General features: G+C 62.0%; 12 protein-coding genes. 10 read left to right on the forward strand and 2 right to left on the reverse strand.

The window, feature by feature from the left end:
- Nucleotides 1-121: 121 nt before the first annotated feature.
- The 4 genes from O5K39_RS06550 (at nucleotide 122) to O5K39_RS06565 (ending at nucleotide 4,510) form a co-directional block, all read left to right on the forward strand.
- Nucleotides 122-1,129: a GDP-L-fucose synthase gene (locus O5K39_RS06550; RefSeq protein ID WP_271146471.1), complete on the forward strand. Its 1,008-nt coding sequence runs from the start codon at nucleotides 122-124 to the stop codon at nucleotides 1,127-1,129.
- Nucleotides 1,126-2,364 (forward strand): glycosyltransferase, encoded by a 1,239-nt coding sequence (locus tag O5K39_RS06555; RefSeq protein WP_271146472.1) that lies wholly within the window; start codon nucleotides 1,126-1,128, stop codon nucleotides 2,362-2,364. The genes O5K39_RS06550 and O5K39_RS06555 overlap by 4 nt, the downstream gene beginning before the upstream one ends.
- Nucleotides 2,365-2,426: 62 nt before the next feature.
- The gene (locus tag O5K39_RS06560; RefSeq protein ID WP_271146473.1) at nucleotides 2,427-3,884 is read left to right on the forward strand and encodes a glycosyltransferase; all 1,458 of its coding nucleotides are present in this window, start codon (nucleotides 2,427-2,429) and stop codon (nucleotides 3,882-3,884) included.
- 71 nt (nucleotides 3,885-3,955) lie between these two features.
- Nucleotides 3,956-4,510 (forward strand): NUDIX hydrolase, encoded by a 555-nt coding sequence (locus tag O5K39_RS06565; protein ID WP_271146474.1) that lies wholly within the window; start codon nucleotides 3,956-3,958, stop codon nucleotides 4,508-4,510.
- Between the two features lie 183 nt (nucleotides 4,511-4,693).
- On the opposite strand, the gene O5K39_RS06570 is transcribed toward O5K39_RS06565, so the two are convergent.
- Nucleotides 4,694-6,307, reverse strand: a complete 1,614-nt coding sequence (locus O5K39_RS06570) for an alpha-L-fucosidase (RefSeq protein WP_271146475.1) — start codon at nucleotides 6,305-6,307, stop codon at nucleotides 4,694-4,696.
- 38 nt (nucleotides 6,308-6,345) lie between these two features.
- Complete coding sequence (locus tag O5K39_RS06575; RefSeq protein WP_271146476.1) at nucleotides 6,346-8,202, reverse strand: hypothetical protein; 1,857 nt, start codon at nucleotides 8,200-8,202, stop codon at nucleotides 6,346-6,348.
- Between the two features lie 246 nt (nucleotides 8,203-8,448).
- On the opposite strand from O5K39_RS06575, the gene O5K39_RS06580 reads away from it, so the two are divergent.
- The 6 genes from O5K39_RS06580 (at nucleotide 8,449) to O5K39_RS06605 (ending at nucleotide 15,553) form a co-directional block, all read left to right on the forward strand.
- The gene (locus O5K39_RS06580; protein WP_271146477.1) at nucleotides 8,449-9,228 is read left to right on the forward strand and encodes an ABC transporter permease; all 780 of its coding nucleotides are present in this window, start codon (nucleotides 8,449-8,451) and stop codon (nucleotides 9,226-9,228) included.
- Between the two features lie 44 nt (nucleotides 9,229-9,272).
- A complete protein-coding gene (locus tag O5K39_RS06585) occupies nucleotides 9,273-10,436 on the forward strand; it encodes a chain-length determining protein (protein WP_271146478.1) in 1,164 nt (387 codons plus the stop codon).
- The gene (locus tag O5K39_RS06590; protein WP_271146479.1) at nucleotides 10,436-11,107 is read left to right on the forward strand and encodes an ABC transporter ATP-binding protein; all 672 of its coding nucleotides are present in this window, start codon (nucleotides 10,436-10,438) and stop codon (nucleotides 11,105-11,107) included. Before O5K39_RS06585 ends, O5K39_RS06590 begins: the two co-directional genes overlap by 1 nt.
- Nucleotides 11,108-11,238: 131 nt before the next feature.
- On the forward strand, nucleotides 11,239-11,958 hold the full coding sequence (locus tag O5K39_RS06595; protein ID WP_271146480.1) for a hypothetical protein: 720 nt from the start codon (nucleotides 11,239-11,241) through the stop codon (nucleotides 11,956-11,958).
- Between the two features lie 61 nt (nucleotides 11,959-12,019).
- Nucleotides 12,020-13,738: a radical SAM protein gene (locus O5K39_RS06600; protein WP_271146481.1), complete on the forward strand. Its 1,719-nt coding sequence runs from the start codon at nucleotides 12,020-12,022 to the stop codon at nucleotides 13,736-13,738.
- Nucleotides 13,739-13,885: 147 nt separating this feature from the next.
- A complete protein-coding gene (locus tag O5K39_RS06605; protein ID WP_271146482.1) occupies nucleotides 13,886-15,553 on the forward strand; it encodes a hypothetical protein in 1,668 nt (555 codons plus the stop codon).
- Nucleotides 15,554-15,595 lie beyond the last annotated feature (42 nt).

Below are 15,595 nucleotides of genomic sequence, written 5' to 3' on the forward strand. Positions count from 1 at the left end.
CTGCTGGAGCTAGATGCCTGATTGTGGCATATATTGCGACGCAGCATCGGGGGCTTGGCTGCCATCCGAAGTTTTCTACGACCGGGACGCCGGGAACGAATTTCCCTGAGGGAGTGCAGTGATGACGGTGTCTTTGAGTGGGAAACGCGTCTGGGTCTCGGGCCACCGGGGTATGGTCGGCTCGGCCATTGTCCGCCGCTTGCAAGAGGAAAATTGCGAGATCCTCACGGCGGGTCGGAACGACCTCGACCTCACCGACTCCGCCGCCGTTGATGCCTGGGTTCAGACCAACAAGCCCGATGTGTCAATCGTGGCTGCCGCCAAGGTCGGCGGCATCATGGCGAATGACAGTCTGCCAGCCGTCTTTCTGTACCAGAATCTGATGATCTCGGCGAACGTGATCCACGCCTCCTATCGGGGCGGGGTCGAGAAGCTGCTGTATCTTGGGTCCTCCTGCATCTATCCGCGCCTGGCTCCCCAGCCGATCCACGAGGACTCGCTTCTGACCGGGCCGCTGGAGCCGACCAACGAATGGTATGCGATCGCCAAGATTGCCGGCATCAAGCTCTGCCAGGCCTATCGCAAGCAGTACGGGGCGGATTTCATCTCGGCGATGCCGACGAACCTGTTCGGACCCGGAGACAACTACGATCTGAACTCCAGCCACGTCATGCCGGCCCTTATACGAAAGATGCATGAGGCCAAGCTGGCGTCCTCGCCTTCTGTAGAGGTGTGGGGTTCGGGCACGCCGTTGCGCGAATTCATGTACGTCGACGATCTCGCCGACGCCTGCATTTTCCTGACCAAGACCTATTCCGACGCGCCTCATGTGAATGTGGGGTCCGGTGACGAGATTTCGATCCGGGACCTGGCGCATCTGACTGCCAAGGTGGTCGGGTTCGAAGGGGATCTGGTGTTCGATGCGTCCAAGCCGGATGGGACGCCGCGCAAGCTGATGGACTCCACCAGGCTTCACGACATGGGATGGTCGGGAAAGCATGGTCTCGAGGACGGTCTGCGTCTCGCCTACCAAACCTTCCTGGCCGAGGGGGCCCGCGGTGAGGTTCGCGCCATCAATGACGGTATTTCGACCTTTGAACCCACTGGAGCGCGTGCGGTAAACTCATGAGCACGAAAAAGAAGAAGGCCGGTGGGTTGGGGCGAACCCTGCTGATCTGCGATCCGACCTGCGTTCTGCCGTATGGACACACGGTCCCGGCGCTGAATCACTTCCGCAAGGATCTGGGCGGCGATTTCGACGCCGTTCATTGCCTGGCATCAACCGGATTGCCGAAAGAGGTCGCGGCCGAGTTCGGCTTCGATCGCAGGTTCACCTTCCTGTACAATCGATACATTCCGATCATGTCGCCGGCGCAGTCTAACCAGATTGTGAACCAGCATCCGGCCTTTGACGACGACTATGCCGATCCCTTCGAGCGCGTGGCGACTTACGACGCGGCGGGAACGCTGGCGGACTACAAGATCACAAGCGACGACGTCATCTTCTTTCCGGGTGCCGACTTCTATGGCGTGATCGGGTTCCTGAATGCGCTGGCGGATGCCCCGCAGACTGAGAGGCCCACGGTCTACATTCGCCTGATCGGCGTCCTCGAAGGCTCGTCGCCGTACTACGATGACGGTACAGCGCAGTTCTTCAAGCGGGTCCGGGCGGCTTCGGAGGGGGGGCTGGACATCCGCCTTTCGGCGGAGACGCCGGAGTATGCCGATCTGATCAGCGGTCTGACCGGCCTCACGACCTTTGTAACGCCCTATCCCGAGACGTCCGAACAGGTTCCGCTACCGGATGGTGACGACTTCACCGTCCTCTGTGCCGGGTCCGCACGGCTCGACAAGGGGTTCCTTGATCTCTTCGGAATCGCGCGTGAAAGCTTGGCGAACCCGCCCAAGAAGTTGGGCCTGAAGTTCGTGACCCAGACCCTGCCCCTCAAGGGGCACGAGCAATGGGATTCCTACACGTCCCAACTGTACGCCCTGAGAGGCGTGACCCTGCTCGACCCGGTCATCACGTCCGAGAAGATGCATGATCTCTACCGGGACAGCGACATCGTGCTCTTGCCCTATGCGAGGGACGTGTACCGGCTTCGGGGGTCTGCGGTGATGATGGAAGCGGCCAGCGTCGGCCGACTTTGCATCACCCTCAGAGGCACGGCCTTTGCACGACAGGTCGAGTACTACGGCCTCGGCGATCTGGTTGATGAGCCCTCCCAGATGCCGGCCGCGATCCGGCGGCTGGCGAACGGCGGCCGCGAAGAAATGGCCGAGCGAATTCGACAGGCGAGAGCGCGGTTCTATCTGGACGTGCGTTGCTCCTATGAAAACTGGTTCCGGTCGGAGCGCGGGTGATGAAACGTCGAATCCTTTACATCGGACACGCATTCCATCTCAGGACGCGGTCGAACCGGTTCATGCTCGATATCCTCGAGAAGGCGTTCGACGTCACGCTCGTCTACGTCGATCCAGACAAGCTGCACGAAACCAACTTTGACGTTTCGGCCGCCGACTACGACATAGCGGTCGTTTACCAGCTCGATTTCCTGGCTCCCATCTTCCTTGCCAAGGGGTTGCCCACCGTTGTCATCCCCATGTTCGACGGTTCCGAACACATGCCCGAGGGGCATTGGCAGATGGCGAACCAGGCGCGTTTCGTCGCCTTCTCGCGCCATCTGCATGTGAAGATCCAGCGGGCCGGCGGCACCTCGCTGCTGGTAAAGTATTTCCCGAAGGTCTCGCCCAACCCCGTGCGGCGCATGAACAGCCTCAACGGCTTCTTCTGGGAACGGCGTCCCGACAGTCCGATCAACACGCAGATGATTGCCAGGGTTATCGGCAGCCAGCTGGACAAGCTGCACATCCATCAGGCACCGGATATCCCGTGGACGACCGAGACGGCGCTGCCGGCCCAGTTCGGCAACACCGAGATCACCACATCGCAATGGTTCGAGAACGTTTCTGAACTGGACGACATCATGTCCCAGTCCAATGTCTATTTCGCGCCAAGGCTCAGCGAAGGTATCGGCATGGGCTTCCTCGAGGCCATGGCATCGGGAATGATGGTGATCGCGCACGATGCAAGCACCCATAACGAATACATCGCGAACTGGCAGAGCGGTATTCTCTATACATTGGGAATCGATGGCTCTCCCCATGTGAGCCCCGAACTCGCCTACGAACTCGGCATGAACGGCCGCCAATCCGTGGCCGAAGGCCGTGCAGCATGGCTTGCGCAGATTCCGGAGATGATCGACTGGATCGAAACCACGCCTGCGCCTGACATCGCAGAGGTCAATGCCTCGATGCTGGCGAACGAGATTCCGAAGGCCTACCTCGCCGGCTTCGGATCCTATCTCCAGTTCCTGCGTCGCAGCACGCCGCTGATCCACAAGATGTCACCGGCCCTTGACGAGAAGCGGTCGCTGGCCCAACGGCCTGCGACCTTCCCGGACGACGACGAGGCCGGCCTCGTTCCCCGGTTGTCCAAGACCGTGATGGGGTTCGGGACGTCGGAGACAAGACCATATCTCGTCAGCGGCTGGTCGCACGATGAAGCCGGCTTTGTGTGGATGGACGGAACGGTCGGCGTAATCCGGTTCGCCAACTCCGCCGAACTGAGCACCAGCACCTGCATGACGGTGACCTGTCACGCCCCCCAGTCCATCGTCGGACAAAAGCTGGCCGTCGTCCTGAACGGCTCGCTCTGCGGTTCGATCGACGTGGGGGACGCGACCCAGTCCACGACCTTCCCCCTGCCCGACGAGGGGCTGAGGAAATTCAATGAGATCAGGTTGTTCGCTGGGCAGGCCCTGACGGGCGGGGCCGATCCACGGGCGTTGAGTGTCGCGATAACCTCGATCATCTTCGAGTGAACAGCCCTCGATCGCTTGCGCCTGTCACAGCGATCGAAACGGTCTATTCTGACTGGACCGAGCTGAAACGGGTGACGTTCACGCTGCGAAGCGGGCTGAGCGTCACCCGGCACGTCGAAGACCATGGTCGCTCGACAGCCGTACTGCCTTATGATCCGGAGCGGCGCTGCGCCTTGCTCGTGACGATGGCGCGTGCCCCCGTGATCCTGGCCGGTGTCGACGACCTGCTTGAGGTCCCGGCCGGGCGCGCCGATGAGCGCGAGAGCCAAGAGGTCGCCAGAGCAGAAGCGTTCGAAGAGTGTGGCGTTCGACTGGGAACGCTTGAGCGGATCATGGAAGCCTGGACCATGCCCGCAGTCTCGTCCGAGCTCAGTGCCTTGTTCATAGCGGAGTACAGCCGCGGGGACCGAGTCGCTCCGGGCGGCGGCCTGTCCGAAGAGGGCGAAGAAATCACCGTCGTCGAGCTAGGCCTGGATGCGCTCTGGTCCCGTCTCCTTTCGGGAGGTCTGCCCGATCTCAAGACGGCATTCCTGCTTCAGGCGCTGAGGCTGCGTCGGCCCGAGCTTTTCTCAGGCCCGATCCAAGACGGCCTGCCATCCCGGGGCACCGGATCCCTGAACCAGTGAGACGAGGCCGGTTCAAGGTCTGCGGAAACCGGGCAAATAACTCGCGACCCCGCCGCACCTGACGCCGGATAGACTTGGAGCGCCGGCCGATCACGCTCCACCAATCGCGTTCCGGTGCGATCGAGGTCTTGAGCAACACGTGGGTCAGAAGCGCCAAACGGCCCTGCCGAAATTGATCATGCTCTAGGCACGACCACCTTCGATCACCGCGAATGGCCCGGTGAGCTCGAACTCGATGGTCTGGGGCGTGGCGAGTGACTGATCCGCATAGCCCCAGACCCGGTGGGTCCGCAAAGATTCGGGCAACCGTACGCGAACGCCGCCAGCATACCCCGATCCCTTGTTGAGGACATGGCGTCCCAATTGCTCCCCCTTCTCGACGCTGTTCCAGAAGAAAAGGCGCCAGGCGCCATCCGGGGCAAGGAGCCCCCGAACGAAAACCGACCAGTGACGCTCGATCTTCATTCCTGACCAGGGGGTGACAATGGCGGACTTTTCGTAGGCCCCGAGCAGTCGGTCGACGAGATCCTGATCGACGTCCCAATTGGCCCGGATCATCCGTGCCGCGAAGTCCGGATCGTCATGGCCGATGACCGACACTCCGAGATCGAGGGCCCTTTCGATCACGCGCTGCCCCGCCGAGGACAGCGGGCGTCCGTCGGGTACGATCAGGGTCCGGATCTGGGCCAGGCGGGCATCGCATCGTGCCGTCGCCGCCGTTCCTACGTTCAGTCCGGCCACACTTGCGCTGAGCATGGCTCCTCGCAGGCGCGCGAAATCCTGACTCTGTTGGAGCGCCTCGCTGTCCGCAAGGCACAGGACGTCCGGCTCAAACGACGGCGCCGTCATCGTGGCTGCCAGTTGCAGGCGCTCGATCTCGGCTCGCATCTCGTTGAGAGATGCGGTGTAGGAGGTATCGATCCGGCCGGTCAGCGCCATCGGGAAATAGACGTGGACCGACTCGTCCGCAGCCAACAGCGGCGCGACCTCGTGGACGAGTTGATCGGGTGCCTTCGGATACTTCCGGCCTCCGCCCTCGGGCTCGACGAACAAGGGCATGACCACCTCGCGCTCCTGACCCTCGTCGAGAACCACCGCTGTTTCGATCCAGGCATCCAGCGGACCGAAGAAGGGTGGAAGGTCGGATGTGATCAGCGAAAGCCCCTTGGGCGGTGCGATCGGATGGCGGAAGGTGAAGGCTAGGTTCACCGAACACTTCAGGTCTTTCACCTGATGGTCGAGAAAGGTCGCCAAGGCCAGGATGTATTCCGAGTAGCTGGCAACGGTCGCTCGTCTCTGGTCAGCGATCGGTGCGTTCTCGATCGCGCCGGCGATACCGAGCAGCCGCATGGCCGCATCGCTCCTGAACTGGCCGGCGGCTTCGCCGACCGCCCAGTAGTCGCCGTCAAAGAAGAAGCCGTCCGGATCATATCGCTCGACGAGCTCGGCCAGGAATGGCTTCAGCCATTCCTGCACATAGGGCGAGGATGGCTCGATCCGGCCAGTCGGAATGCCGTCGGGCCGAATACGCTCCCAATCCGGCCGTTCCTTGGTCAGGACGTCATTGCGCAGCGTGCTGACGTAAAGCGCGAAATCGACCTTTCGATCTCGAGCCAGTCCGCGCCAGATCTCGGGCAGATCGTGTTTAAGACCCGGGGCTACTGTCGATATCGCAGACGGGAATTGCGCCAGGCCGTCATGGCCCAAGGCAAAGACTGTCAGTCGGGTCGGCCGGACGTCGTCGAGGAACTGTGCAAGTTCGGCGACGTCCAGATCATGCAGGGCGTAATCGTCCAACCCCGAATGGAGATGGTTGTCGATCAGAATGCTAATGTTCAGTGTCTGACCCCATGGTTGATCGGAACTCGTATCGTGGTTCCGCCGCCGCCTGCCCGCACGATCTTGGATTCGCTCGACTGCAGCTGTTGTGACAGTCGAACGAGATTGGCATCGAACGCGCAACCTGTCCCGGTTTTCGCTCCCGTGGGGCTCAGGCGATCGGTCCGTGCCGGCATGGTCTGCGTCGGACCGCTGAACGCGGGCCAGCCCCGGCCGATGCCCCCGCCTTGGGATCGCAGGGCGTGGCGGTCATCCAGCACCAGAACTTCGGCCTCACCGTCGACGAAACTGACGGAACAGGGTCTCTCTCCGGCGGCGAGAACGGCCGGTCCTGCGATGGCTTTGCAGAACCGGTCCAGCACGAATCTGGCATCGACCCCACCGTTGTCCAGCCAGTCCTCAGCGCTCGCACTGGCGAGGATGAGGGCCGGCGTGGACGCCGTCCGACCGATGAGAACATTCTCGTAGATCGCCAGGTCGACCTCGCGCCAATAGTCCGGCGTAACGACGATCATCTCCCAGAAATTGCTGAGACGCGGGGGTTCAAACGGGTAGTTGTAGAGTTCGCGGTAGGCGAAATCCCCCAGAGACTGACTGTTGATGCTGAGGCCACAGAGCTCAAGCGACGCCGTCGTCAGGCTGAGGACGATGCCGCAGTTCTCTGCGCCCGCAGGTGCGTGCGACAAGGCCTGCAACGCAAGGGCAGAAGAGCCGTCATTGAATCTCAACGGCCCAATGACGGTTTTGGGGCTGGGCGGTACGTCGGCTGAGAGTGACATCACCATCACGCTGGAGCCTTGGGACAGCAGGCCGTGCGCCAGACCCAGCAGGGTGCTCCAGAAATGCTGGTTTGGTGCAAAATATTTCTCGGTGAGTTCAAACTCTGTGGGCGACACCAGCACCTGCGTTTGAACCAGACGGTCGCGGTCCTTCGCTTCGCCGAAAAAGGACTGCGTCAGCATCTGCCCGGCGGGCAGGCCGCCCCACATCCGGTCCGCCAGACGTTTCGGCAGACCCGCATCGACTCGGCCGAACACATCCACAACCAGTCGGGCCAGGCCCAGAGCTTCCTGGCGAAGGTTGAACTCGAGATACTTCCAGTGGTCGCCGACGAAGACAAACTTTATCATGACCTCTGAACGACCAGTCAGACGGGCCGGGATCGTAAAACCGATATCCTCGTCGTGCCACCGAACGCCGTCGTGCGAACGTGGTAGTTCCTGAACCAGTTCGCCCTCGACCTCGATCGCAAGGGCCGTGCGCAGCTGGGCATTCATCCGTACTCGATGGTCCGCACCCGGCACCACCGGAAGGATGAGTTCCGCTCCGTCCAGCCCCCAACGGAAGGCCTTGTTGTGGAAGAAGCTCATGAAGGTCAGCCGACCTTCCCGGTAGGACCAACGATCCGCGATGAGGCCGCCATCGGTGCTGGAGCCAACGTTGACTTCATATCGGTAGGTGTGGCCTTCGAAGTCGGTCTTGAAGACACGGGACGCCACCGGGACGACATCGTTCGACATATAGGGCGCGCTCGGCACCAGGATGATTTCTGAATCCTCCGGCAGGTTCAGATAGAGATCTGGATGCTGGTACGACGCATCGTCCTGTACGATCTGTGTCAGCAGCTTTCCGCTACGCGCCGAGTAGACCAGCCAGTTGAGTTCCAGCCGGTGCGAGAAAAGCTCGTTGAGTTTGATGCCGGTTGTGAAATGACGTGTCCGCAGATCGAACAGGATTCGGACGCATCCGGTGTGTTCGCTTTCAATGCGGTGCCGCAGGGGGGCCGTCATGACCTCGTCGGTAGGCGTCTCGACCAGAGCCTCGCCAAACACCGCTGCGGTGTCGTCCAACATCCAGTCCCCTCTCGGCACTCGTAACGCGTGTCGGACGCCAGCCTGACCGCTCGACCCTTAGCCGTCAGCGTCAGATCAGCGCAAGGTCTTTTCGGGGTCGGCGAGCCATATCCCGATCGCGGGCGCAGGAGCCTCCCGGACCGGTGCGGCGGAAAGGGGAAATACAGGTCTGACCGGATGGTTCTGCCTTTCCATCTTGCAGGTGGAACGGGTAAGGGGAGGCAGGCAAGACAGGATCAGCGTTGCATGGCGTTTGCCGCGGCAGTGAAGAAGCACACCACGCTGATCAGCGCACTAGTCATGCGCGAGGTCACAACCCGTTTCGGGCGTGAGGGGATAGGGTTCCTGTGGGTGATCGGCGAGCCGCTGATGTTCTGCGTCGGCGTGTTGATCATGTGGGGCTTCATCAAGCCCGAGTACGAACACGGCGTACGCGTCGGACCCTTTGTCATGACAGGCTATATGTGTCTGCTGATCCTGCGGCACATGGTGACGGGCAGCATCGGCGCGGTCCAGGCTAACGTCGGTCTGTTTCACCACCGACAGGTCAGCGTCAACCACGTCATGTTCGCTCGGAACCTGTCCGAGTTCATGGGGGGCAGTCTCGCCTTCGTGATCGTCTACGCCGCGCTGATCATCCTCGGAGAATGCGAGCTGCCGTGGAACTGGATGCTGTTCTATGGGGGCTGGTTCCTGAACGCCTGGGTGGCATTCGGCCTGTCCTACCTTTTCGCAGCGCTTTCCGTCCGGTTCGAAATCATGGAGCGGATCGTCCCCGTCGCGACCTATGCGATGATCCCGGCATCCGGCTGTTTCACCATGGCGTCCCTGATTCCCGACAAGTACAGGGAGGGCTATCTCCTGATTCCCATGCCGCACGGGGTCGAGATGGTCCGCGGCGCGGTTTTCGGTGAGTTCGTACACGTCTACTACCACCCCTGGTATGCTTTTGCCTGGGGGGCAGTGCTGCTGTTCTCCGGGATCGTTCTCCTCTCTGACGCCAAGGACCGTGTTCTAATCGACTGACGTCGATTGTGCGTGCTAAGCCGGGCTGCGCCCATGGAACTCATATGACCGATCCGAACCTGACCTATCTGGGCCCCATCCCCAAGGCGTTGACCTACGACAAGAAGCCGACGCCCTGGTGGAAGCGCGTGCCCCTGGCCTTCATCATCGTCGTCGTCGTGCCGACGGTGCTGGCGGTGATCTATTATCTGATCATTGCTTCGCCGAGATACGTGTCCGAAACGATGTTTATCGTTCGGGCCGCGAATGCGTCACAGCCTTCGTCCCTGGGGTTCGCGCTTGAAGGCGTCGGTCTCGGAACGACCCAGTCCGATGCTTTTGCCGTCCACAAGTATGTGACCTCCCGAGACGCCTTCAATGACGTGTCCCGGCAGTTCGACCTTCCCAAGGTCCTGGCACCGGCCGGAGCTGACCCGTTCTCGCGTTTTCCGCGTCCCTGGGAGAAGCGGACCAACGAGGGCTACTTTAAGGGGTTTCAGCGTTTTATCGACATCGGCTACGATTCGTCGACGGGCATAACCACCCTGAGGGTCGAGGCGTTCAGCCCGCGTGAAGCCCGGGCCATGACCGAGACCCTGCTTGTCGGCAGCGAGAGCTTGATCAACCGGATGAATGAACGGTCGGCCGGCGATGCCATCAAGGAAGCGACGGAGGCGCGCGACCGCGCCCGGCAACGGCTGTCCGAGGCCCAGCAGCAACTGACCGGGTTCCGCAACCGCGAGCAGTTCATCGATCCGGAAACCACCGCGACCGAAAGTACGCGCCTCATCGGCGGCCTGCTGTCGACCGTGGCCCAGCTCAGAGCCGAACGTGCCCAGGTGATGGGCGAGGCCCCGTCCAGCCCGCAATTGCCCATCATCAACAGCCGTATCGCGGCCTATGAGGGCCAGATCGCCCGTGAGCGGGCCAAGATCGCCGGGGATTCGGGCTCGCTGGCTCCCAAGCTCAGCGCCTACGAGGACCTGTCCCTCAATCGCGAGTTTGCCGACAGGGAGTTGACGGCTGCGACGGCCGCCTTGACGAATGCTGAAGCCGAAGCCCGGCGTCAGAAGCTCTATCTCGACCGCATCGTCGCGCCGAGCACGCCCGATGAGGCGTCTGAACCCCATCGGCTGGTTGCCATCCTGACGGTGCTGATTTCGACCCTGTTGGCCTACAGCCTCGGCTGGTTCATCTGGGCCGGTGCGCGCGAGCACAGGCAGGACTGATGCTCCCCGTCGTTGACATCGGGCTCAGCGTCCAGAATCTGTCCAAAACCTATCATGGTGCCAAGACTCCAGTTTTCTCCAATCTGAGTTTTGACGTTGGTCGAACCAGTCGGCTGGCTATTCTGGGGCGGAACGGTCAGGGAAAATCGACACTGATCAAGATGCTCGGCGGTATCCTGCCGCCGAACGAGGGGCATATCCGGTGGCGAATGTCCTCGTCCTGGCCGATTGGCTTCACGGGTGGATTTCAGGGCAGTCTGTCCGGCCTGGACAACATTCGATTCATTGCGAGAATCTATGGCCGGAAATATCAGGATATCCTGGAACGGGTCGATGACTTCGCGGAACTAGGACGCGCCCTGAGGGAGCCGGTCAAGATCTACTCCTCGGGCATGCGGGCCCGCCTGGCGTTTGGCTTGTCCCTGGCGATCGAGTTCGATTGCTACCTGATCGATGAGCTTGTCGCCGTCGGGGACGCCCGCTTTCAGCGCAAATGTAACGAGGAACTATTCCAGGCGCGTGCGGACCGGGCCTTCATGATGGCATCGCACAACACCCACATCATCGGCGAGCACTGCGATCGCGCTCTTATCATCGAGAGCGGCAAGGCCAAGATCTTCGATGACGTACACGAGGCGATCGACGTCTATTCCTGGCTCCGCGCCGCATGAGCGAGCCCATTCGACTGTTCGCCCTGTTCGTTGACGAAATCTCCGACAAGGCCTGGCGGGGACCGCTGACGGCCGCAGGGGAGGCTGGTGGCTGGGACATCCTGACGGGCCCCGTCTCGGACTGGGCCAAGATGACGCACCGCTGTCTGGTGCTTTCGGATGACCCCGATTGGGGGCTGGTCATACCGGCCGACCAATCCGTGGTCATCATGGCCGGCATCCCGGCGCCGCCCCCGGGCAAGATTTCCGATTTCGAGGCCAAGGAGGCCGTAGCGGCGGCCTCGGCGCGTCTTTCGAAAGCGTCCATGATCATCGCCCAGGGAGGAACCTTCGTCAGCGCTTCGTCCGCGAGCCTCAGCCTGCCGCATCTGGGGGACGCTCAGCGGGGAGAGGCGACGCTGATGGTCCCCTTCGTCAAGCCTTGTGCCTTGTCGATCTACAATCACCTGCCGCCCCGACCCGGCGCTGCTGCGATCTGGCCCGCCGAATCGTTCTGGTACAATACCGCTGACAGCCTGGATGGTGGCCCGCAGGAGCTGGATCTGACGGGCCGGGCCAGGATCATCGTCAACGGCCCCCATATCTACCTCACGCCGGGTCTGTGGCGGGTGACGTTCGAAATCTCGGTCGATCCGGAAGGGGGTGTTGCAACCCTGAGTTTCGACTGGGCCCATGGCGACAACAAGGTTACGTGCAACGCCGTGATCAATGAGTCGGGGCGCTACAAGGTGGAGTTGGAGCGTCGGTGGACGGTCGCGGGCCCGGCCCAGGTGATCGCCATCGTTAAACAACCGCTGTTTCAGGGACGATTCGAAATGCACGATTGCAAGGTGGAGATGATTGAAGCCTGATCACGGCTCTGACGTGCTCCCGTGTGCCCTTGTGCCGGGCCGGAATCTCCGGAGTGATCGCATGCTGCGTGCCCAGATCTATCAGAGCCACAGCCGGTTTGACCTCGTCGAGCCGGACGGCGGTACCGCTGACAGCGGTGTGATGTTTCGCCGGATCGTTCAGCTGCCGGCTGGACATCACGGCTTCCTGGTGCAGCTACAGACGGATCCGTCGGCCCTTCCTCAGATCGTGTCGCTGGATATAGAGGTCGTGGACCTTCTGAGTGGGGACCGGATCGGCGGCCTTTCACTCACTGCAAGCGAATCCGAGATCAGTCTGCAGCGTCTTGACAGCCTGGTGTTCGGGACGCGGTCGTCGCTGGCGACCTGCGTCGCCATCACCGGTCGGGTCACAGGGGCCTTGGGGCGGGTCATGTTGCGCCACCTCGTGATCAACCGGTCCGATGCGGTCCCCCCCAAACGTGAGGATTTCTTCGACGACATCGCGCGTCTCAATACGCGGGTTCTGAAAAGTATCTTCGTGGGATCGACGAACATCTGCAGCGCCAACTGCCCCCACTGTCCGACCAACAAGAAGATGACCGCACACCTCGAGCAGGGAGTGATGTCGGATGAGGTTTTCGAAAGACTGCTTGATGGGTTGGCGACGATCGATCTTGCGGATGGCTTGATGTTCGGTCTGTTTGGCGAGCCGTTCGATGATCCCCGGCTCGAGACGCGGATTCGGCGACTGCGTGAACGGTTCCCCGACATTCCCGTCAATGTGGCGACGAACGCGGGCAGCGCCGACGTCGATCGGATGATGTCCATTGTCAAGGACATCCGGACCCTCGCTATCCATGTCGAGGCCGTCACGGCCGCCACATACGACAAGCTGATGGTTCCGCTAAAGGCGGCCGAGGTTCTGCCCCGTGTCGATGCCATGGTGCGGGCAGCTCCGCACAAGGTTTCCATCACCACCCCCGTCCACAGAAATAATCTGCACGAGCTGCCCGCCCTGGTCCGGCGCTGGTCCGGGTTTGGCGCGGACTTTAGATTCTCCCAGCTCCAGACCCGCGTCACCGATCTGACCGCCGCCCGGCGACTTGCCTTGGCTCCCGCCCCGGGCTTCTGGACATGGGATTTGCTCGACCTGATCATCATCGACTGGGATGGATCGGTCCTGGTCACCTGTGATGATTTTTTGAAGCGCCAGGTCCTGGGCAATCTCCGAACGACCCCGCTCGCCGACATCCTGGCCGGAACGCCGCGCCGACAGGCGTTCGAGGCGCTGCGGAACTATCGCTGGACGGATCTGCCGTCGATCTACGGTGCTGTGGTCGACGACGCCGCGGCTCTCCTCCCCAACCAGGGCGAGTTGTCTCGGCCCCAGATCCACCAGCTAGGCTCGACCCGGTTCCAGACGGACCGGTCCGAGCGCGTGTCTGACGGTCTGGTCATTCGCCACGACCAAGACCCGGACCAGACGCCGGCGGTATTTGGGCCGTATCTGTCCTTGAAGCGCGGTCGCTACGTCGTGCGGTTTCTCGGCGAACTGATCGCCGGTTCGGTCATGTGCCTGCAATTCCGCGTCACGACGCAGTTCGGTCAGCTAGTACTGGCCGCAGAAGAACGTCGGGGTGGTCGAGACCGCATCGAAGGGGTTGCGCTTGAGTTTACGATCGATAGCGATGAATCGTCGGTCGAGTTTCCGATAACCGCCCTCGGCGGCCTGGCCGACGATGGCTTTCTGTTCCGGGGCGTGGTCGTCTATGCCGTCGAGGACTGCCTGTTGGTGTGAGGAAAGGCCGGCGCGTCGCCGTCCGAACGACGCACATCACGAGCGCATCCAAACCCCTTATACATTACAGGCCGGCTTGGCGGGCGCGCTCTCATCCCGTACTGAACCGGCATGCCGCCCATTACCGAGAGCAGGTTGATTCCGGCCATGACGGACAGTGCGGAAAAGTCGTCCTTTCTCCGGCTGAACGCCGTCCTGACCGAGGTTTCACTGGCGAAAGCCCGGTCTGGCGGGCGGGTGATCTACGTCGATCTCATGCATGACAACGTGCATTATCAGATGCGATCGCTGGTGATCGGCAGGGCGGTGGCGCACCTGCTCGGTTTGCCTCTGGTGGGCATTGTCGGCAATCCCGGCGTGGTCCGGCGGTCCGCCTATCTGCGTCCCAAGGACGTTGATCTCAAATTGATCCGCTCGTTCGGTGTCCGAAAGATCATCAGGGTTCCACAATCCCTGCCCTCCACACCGGCCTCGGAGAAGGGTGCCGAGGCGCTCAGAAAGATCATCGGAAGCCGCCTTGAAGGCGAGGTCGTCCCGGCGGAGTCGATCCGGGCCTTGACGGCCATGTGCGACGGCGCTGTGCATCTGGGGCGTTTTCTGCATGGGACCGTGCTGAGGTCCCAGCTGATGCCGGAACTCATCGGCGGACCCTGGCTGGACTCGGCGATCGACGACTTCGCCCGGCTGGACGACTGGCTTTGTCGTCAGTTTCTGGATCAACCTCCTGCCGCCTTCGTTACGGGGCACGCCGACTATGCGCCCTGGGGCCTTGCGATCGAACGCGCCATCGCCGCAGGTGGCGTCGGGGTACACTTCCATGTCGATGTCCGACTCCCGATCTATCTGCTGCGCCGCAACGAGCCGGGCTTGACGCTCCACGGCCAGATGCGACGCGCCGATGCGCATGTGTTTGGGCGGTTTCAGAAGCACGTCGGGAAATCCAGGTCGGCAGCCCGGTTCGCGGCGGTACGCCACGGGCGCGCCTACGAACTGTCGAAGAACTGGCGTTGGGTCGGTGCGACCCAGGCGGCACAACCGTCCTGGCCGTTCGAGGACGGCCTGCCCTGCGTCTGCCTGTTCACCCAGACGTTCACCGATCAGCCCAGTTCGGATGAAAGCGTGTTCGTCGACTATCTGGAATGGGTCGAGGCCACGCTCGACCATGCCGCCACGCATGGCGGCTACAATCTGCTGATCAAGGTTCACCCATATGACGGGAATTTCGATCTGGCCTTCAGCATCAACCGGCTCGAAGCCGAGTATGCGAACTGTCCCAATATCGCGTTCGCCAGGACCCAGATTCCCCATGCCGAATTGGCGCAGAAGTGCGTCCTGGGCCTCACCGTCCGCGGAACTCCGGGCCTGGAAATGGTCGCCGAGGGGCTGCCCATGCTGCTCGCAGGACATGGAACCTACAGCGATCTGGGCCTGGCCCAGGTCGCCAGGGATGTGAAGGATTACTTCGACCGTATCGAACGTGCCGTCGCAAGGTCCCGACGAAAGACGCTTAAAAGCACGGCCCGAATGTACATGGCCTGGAACCGGATCCTGTCGCCGACAAGTTCAGGGTTCCTGGGACCCTTCGATATCTCGCCTCCGAACGCGGCTTTCTGGGAACGCGCGGCTTCGGGCGTTCATGCGACGACGGTTGAGGCGGACGAACTGACGCAGACCCTGGCTCGCGGGTGGCAGGATGGGCCTGACGAAGCCGCGGTCCGCCTGAGTTCCCCTGCGTTGGACCAATTGGTCGAGCGTTGGTCCCATGAAAGCCTGGGGGCGCACGGGGGATCGAGCGCGGCGTCTGCGGACGCCTGATCACGCAGGGTGGCCCGGCCACCGGAGGGGCGGGAGTTTCGG

The sequence above is a fragment of the Brevundimonas sp. NIBR10 genome (assembly GCF_027912515.1).
Classification (GTDB): domain Bacteria; phylum Pseudomonadota; class Alphaproteobacteria; order Caulobacterales; family Caulobacteraceae; genus Brevundimonas.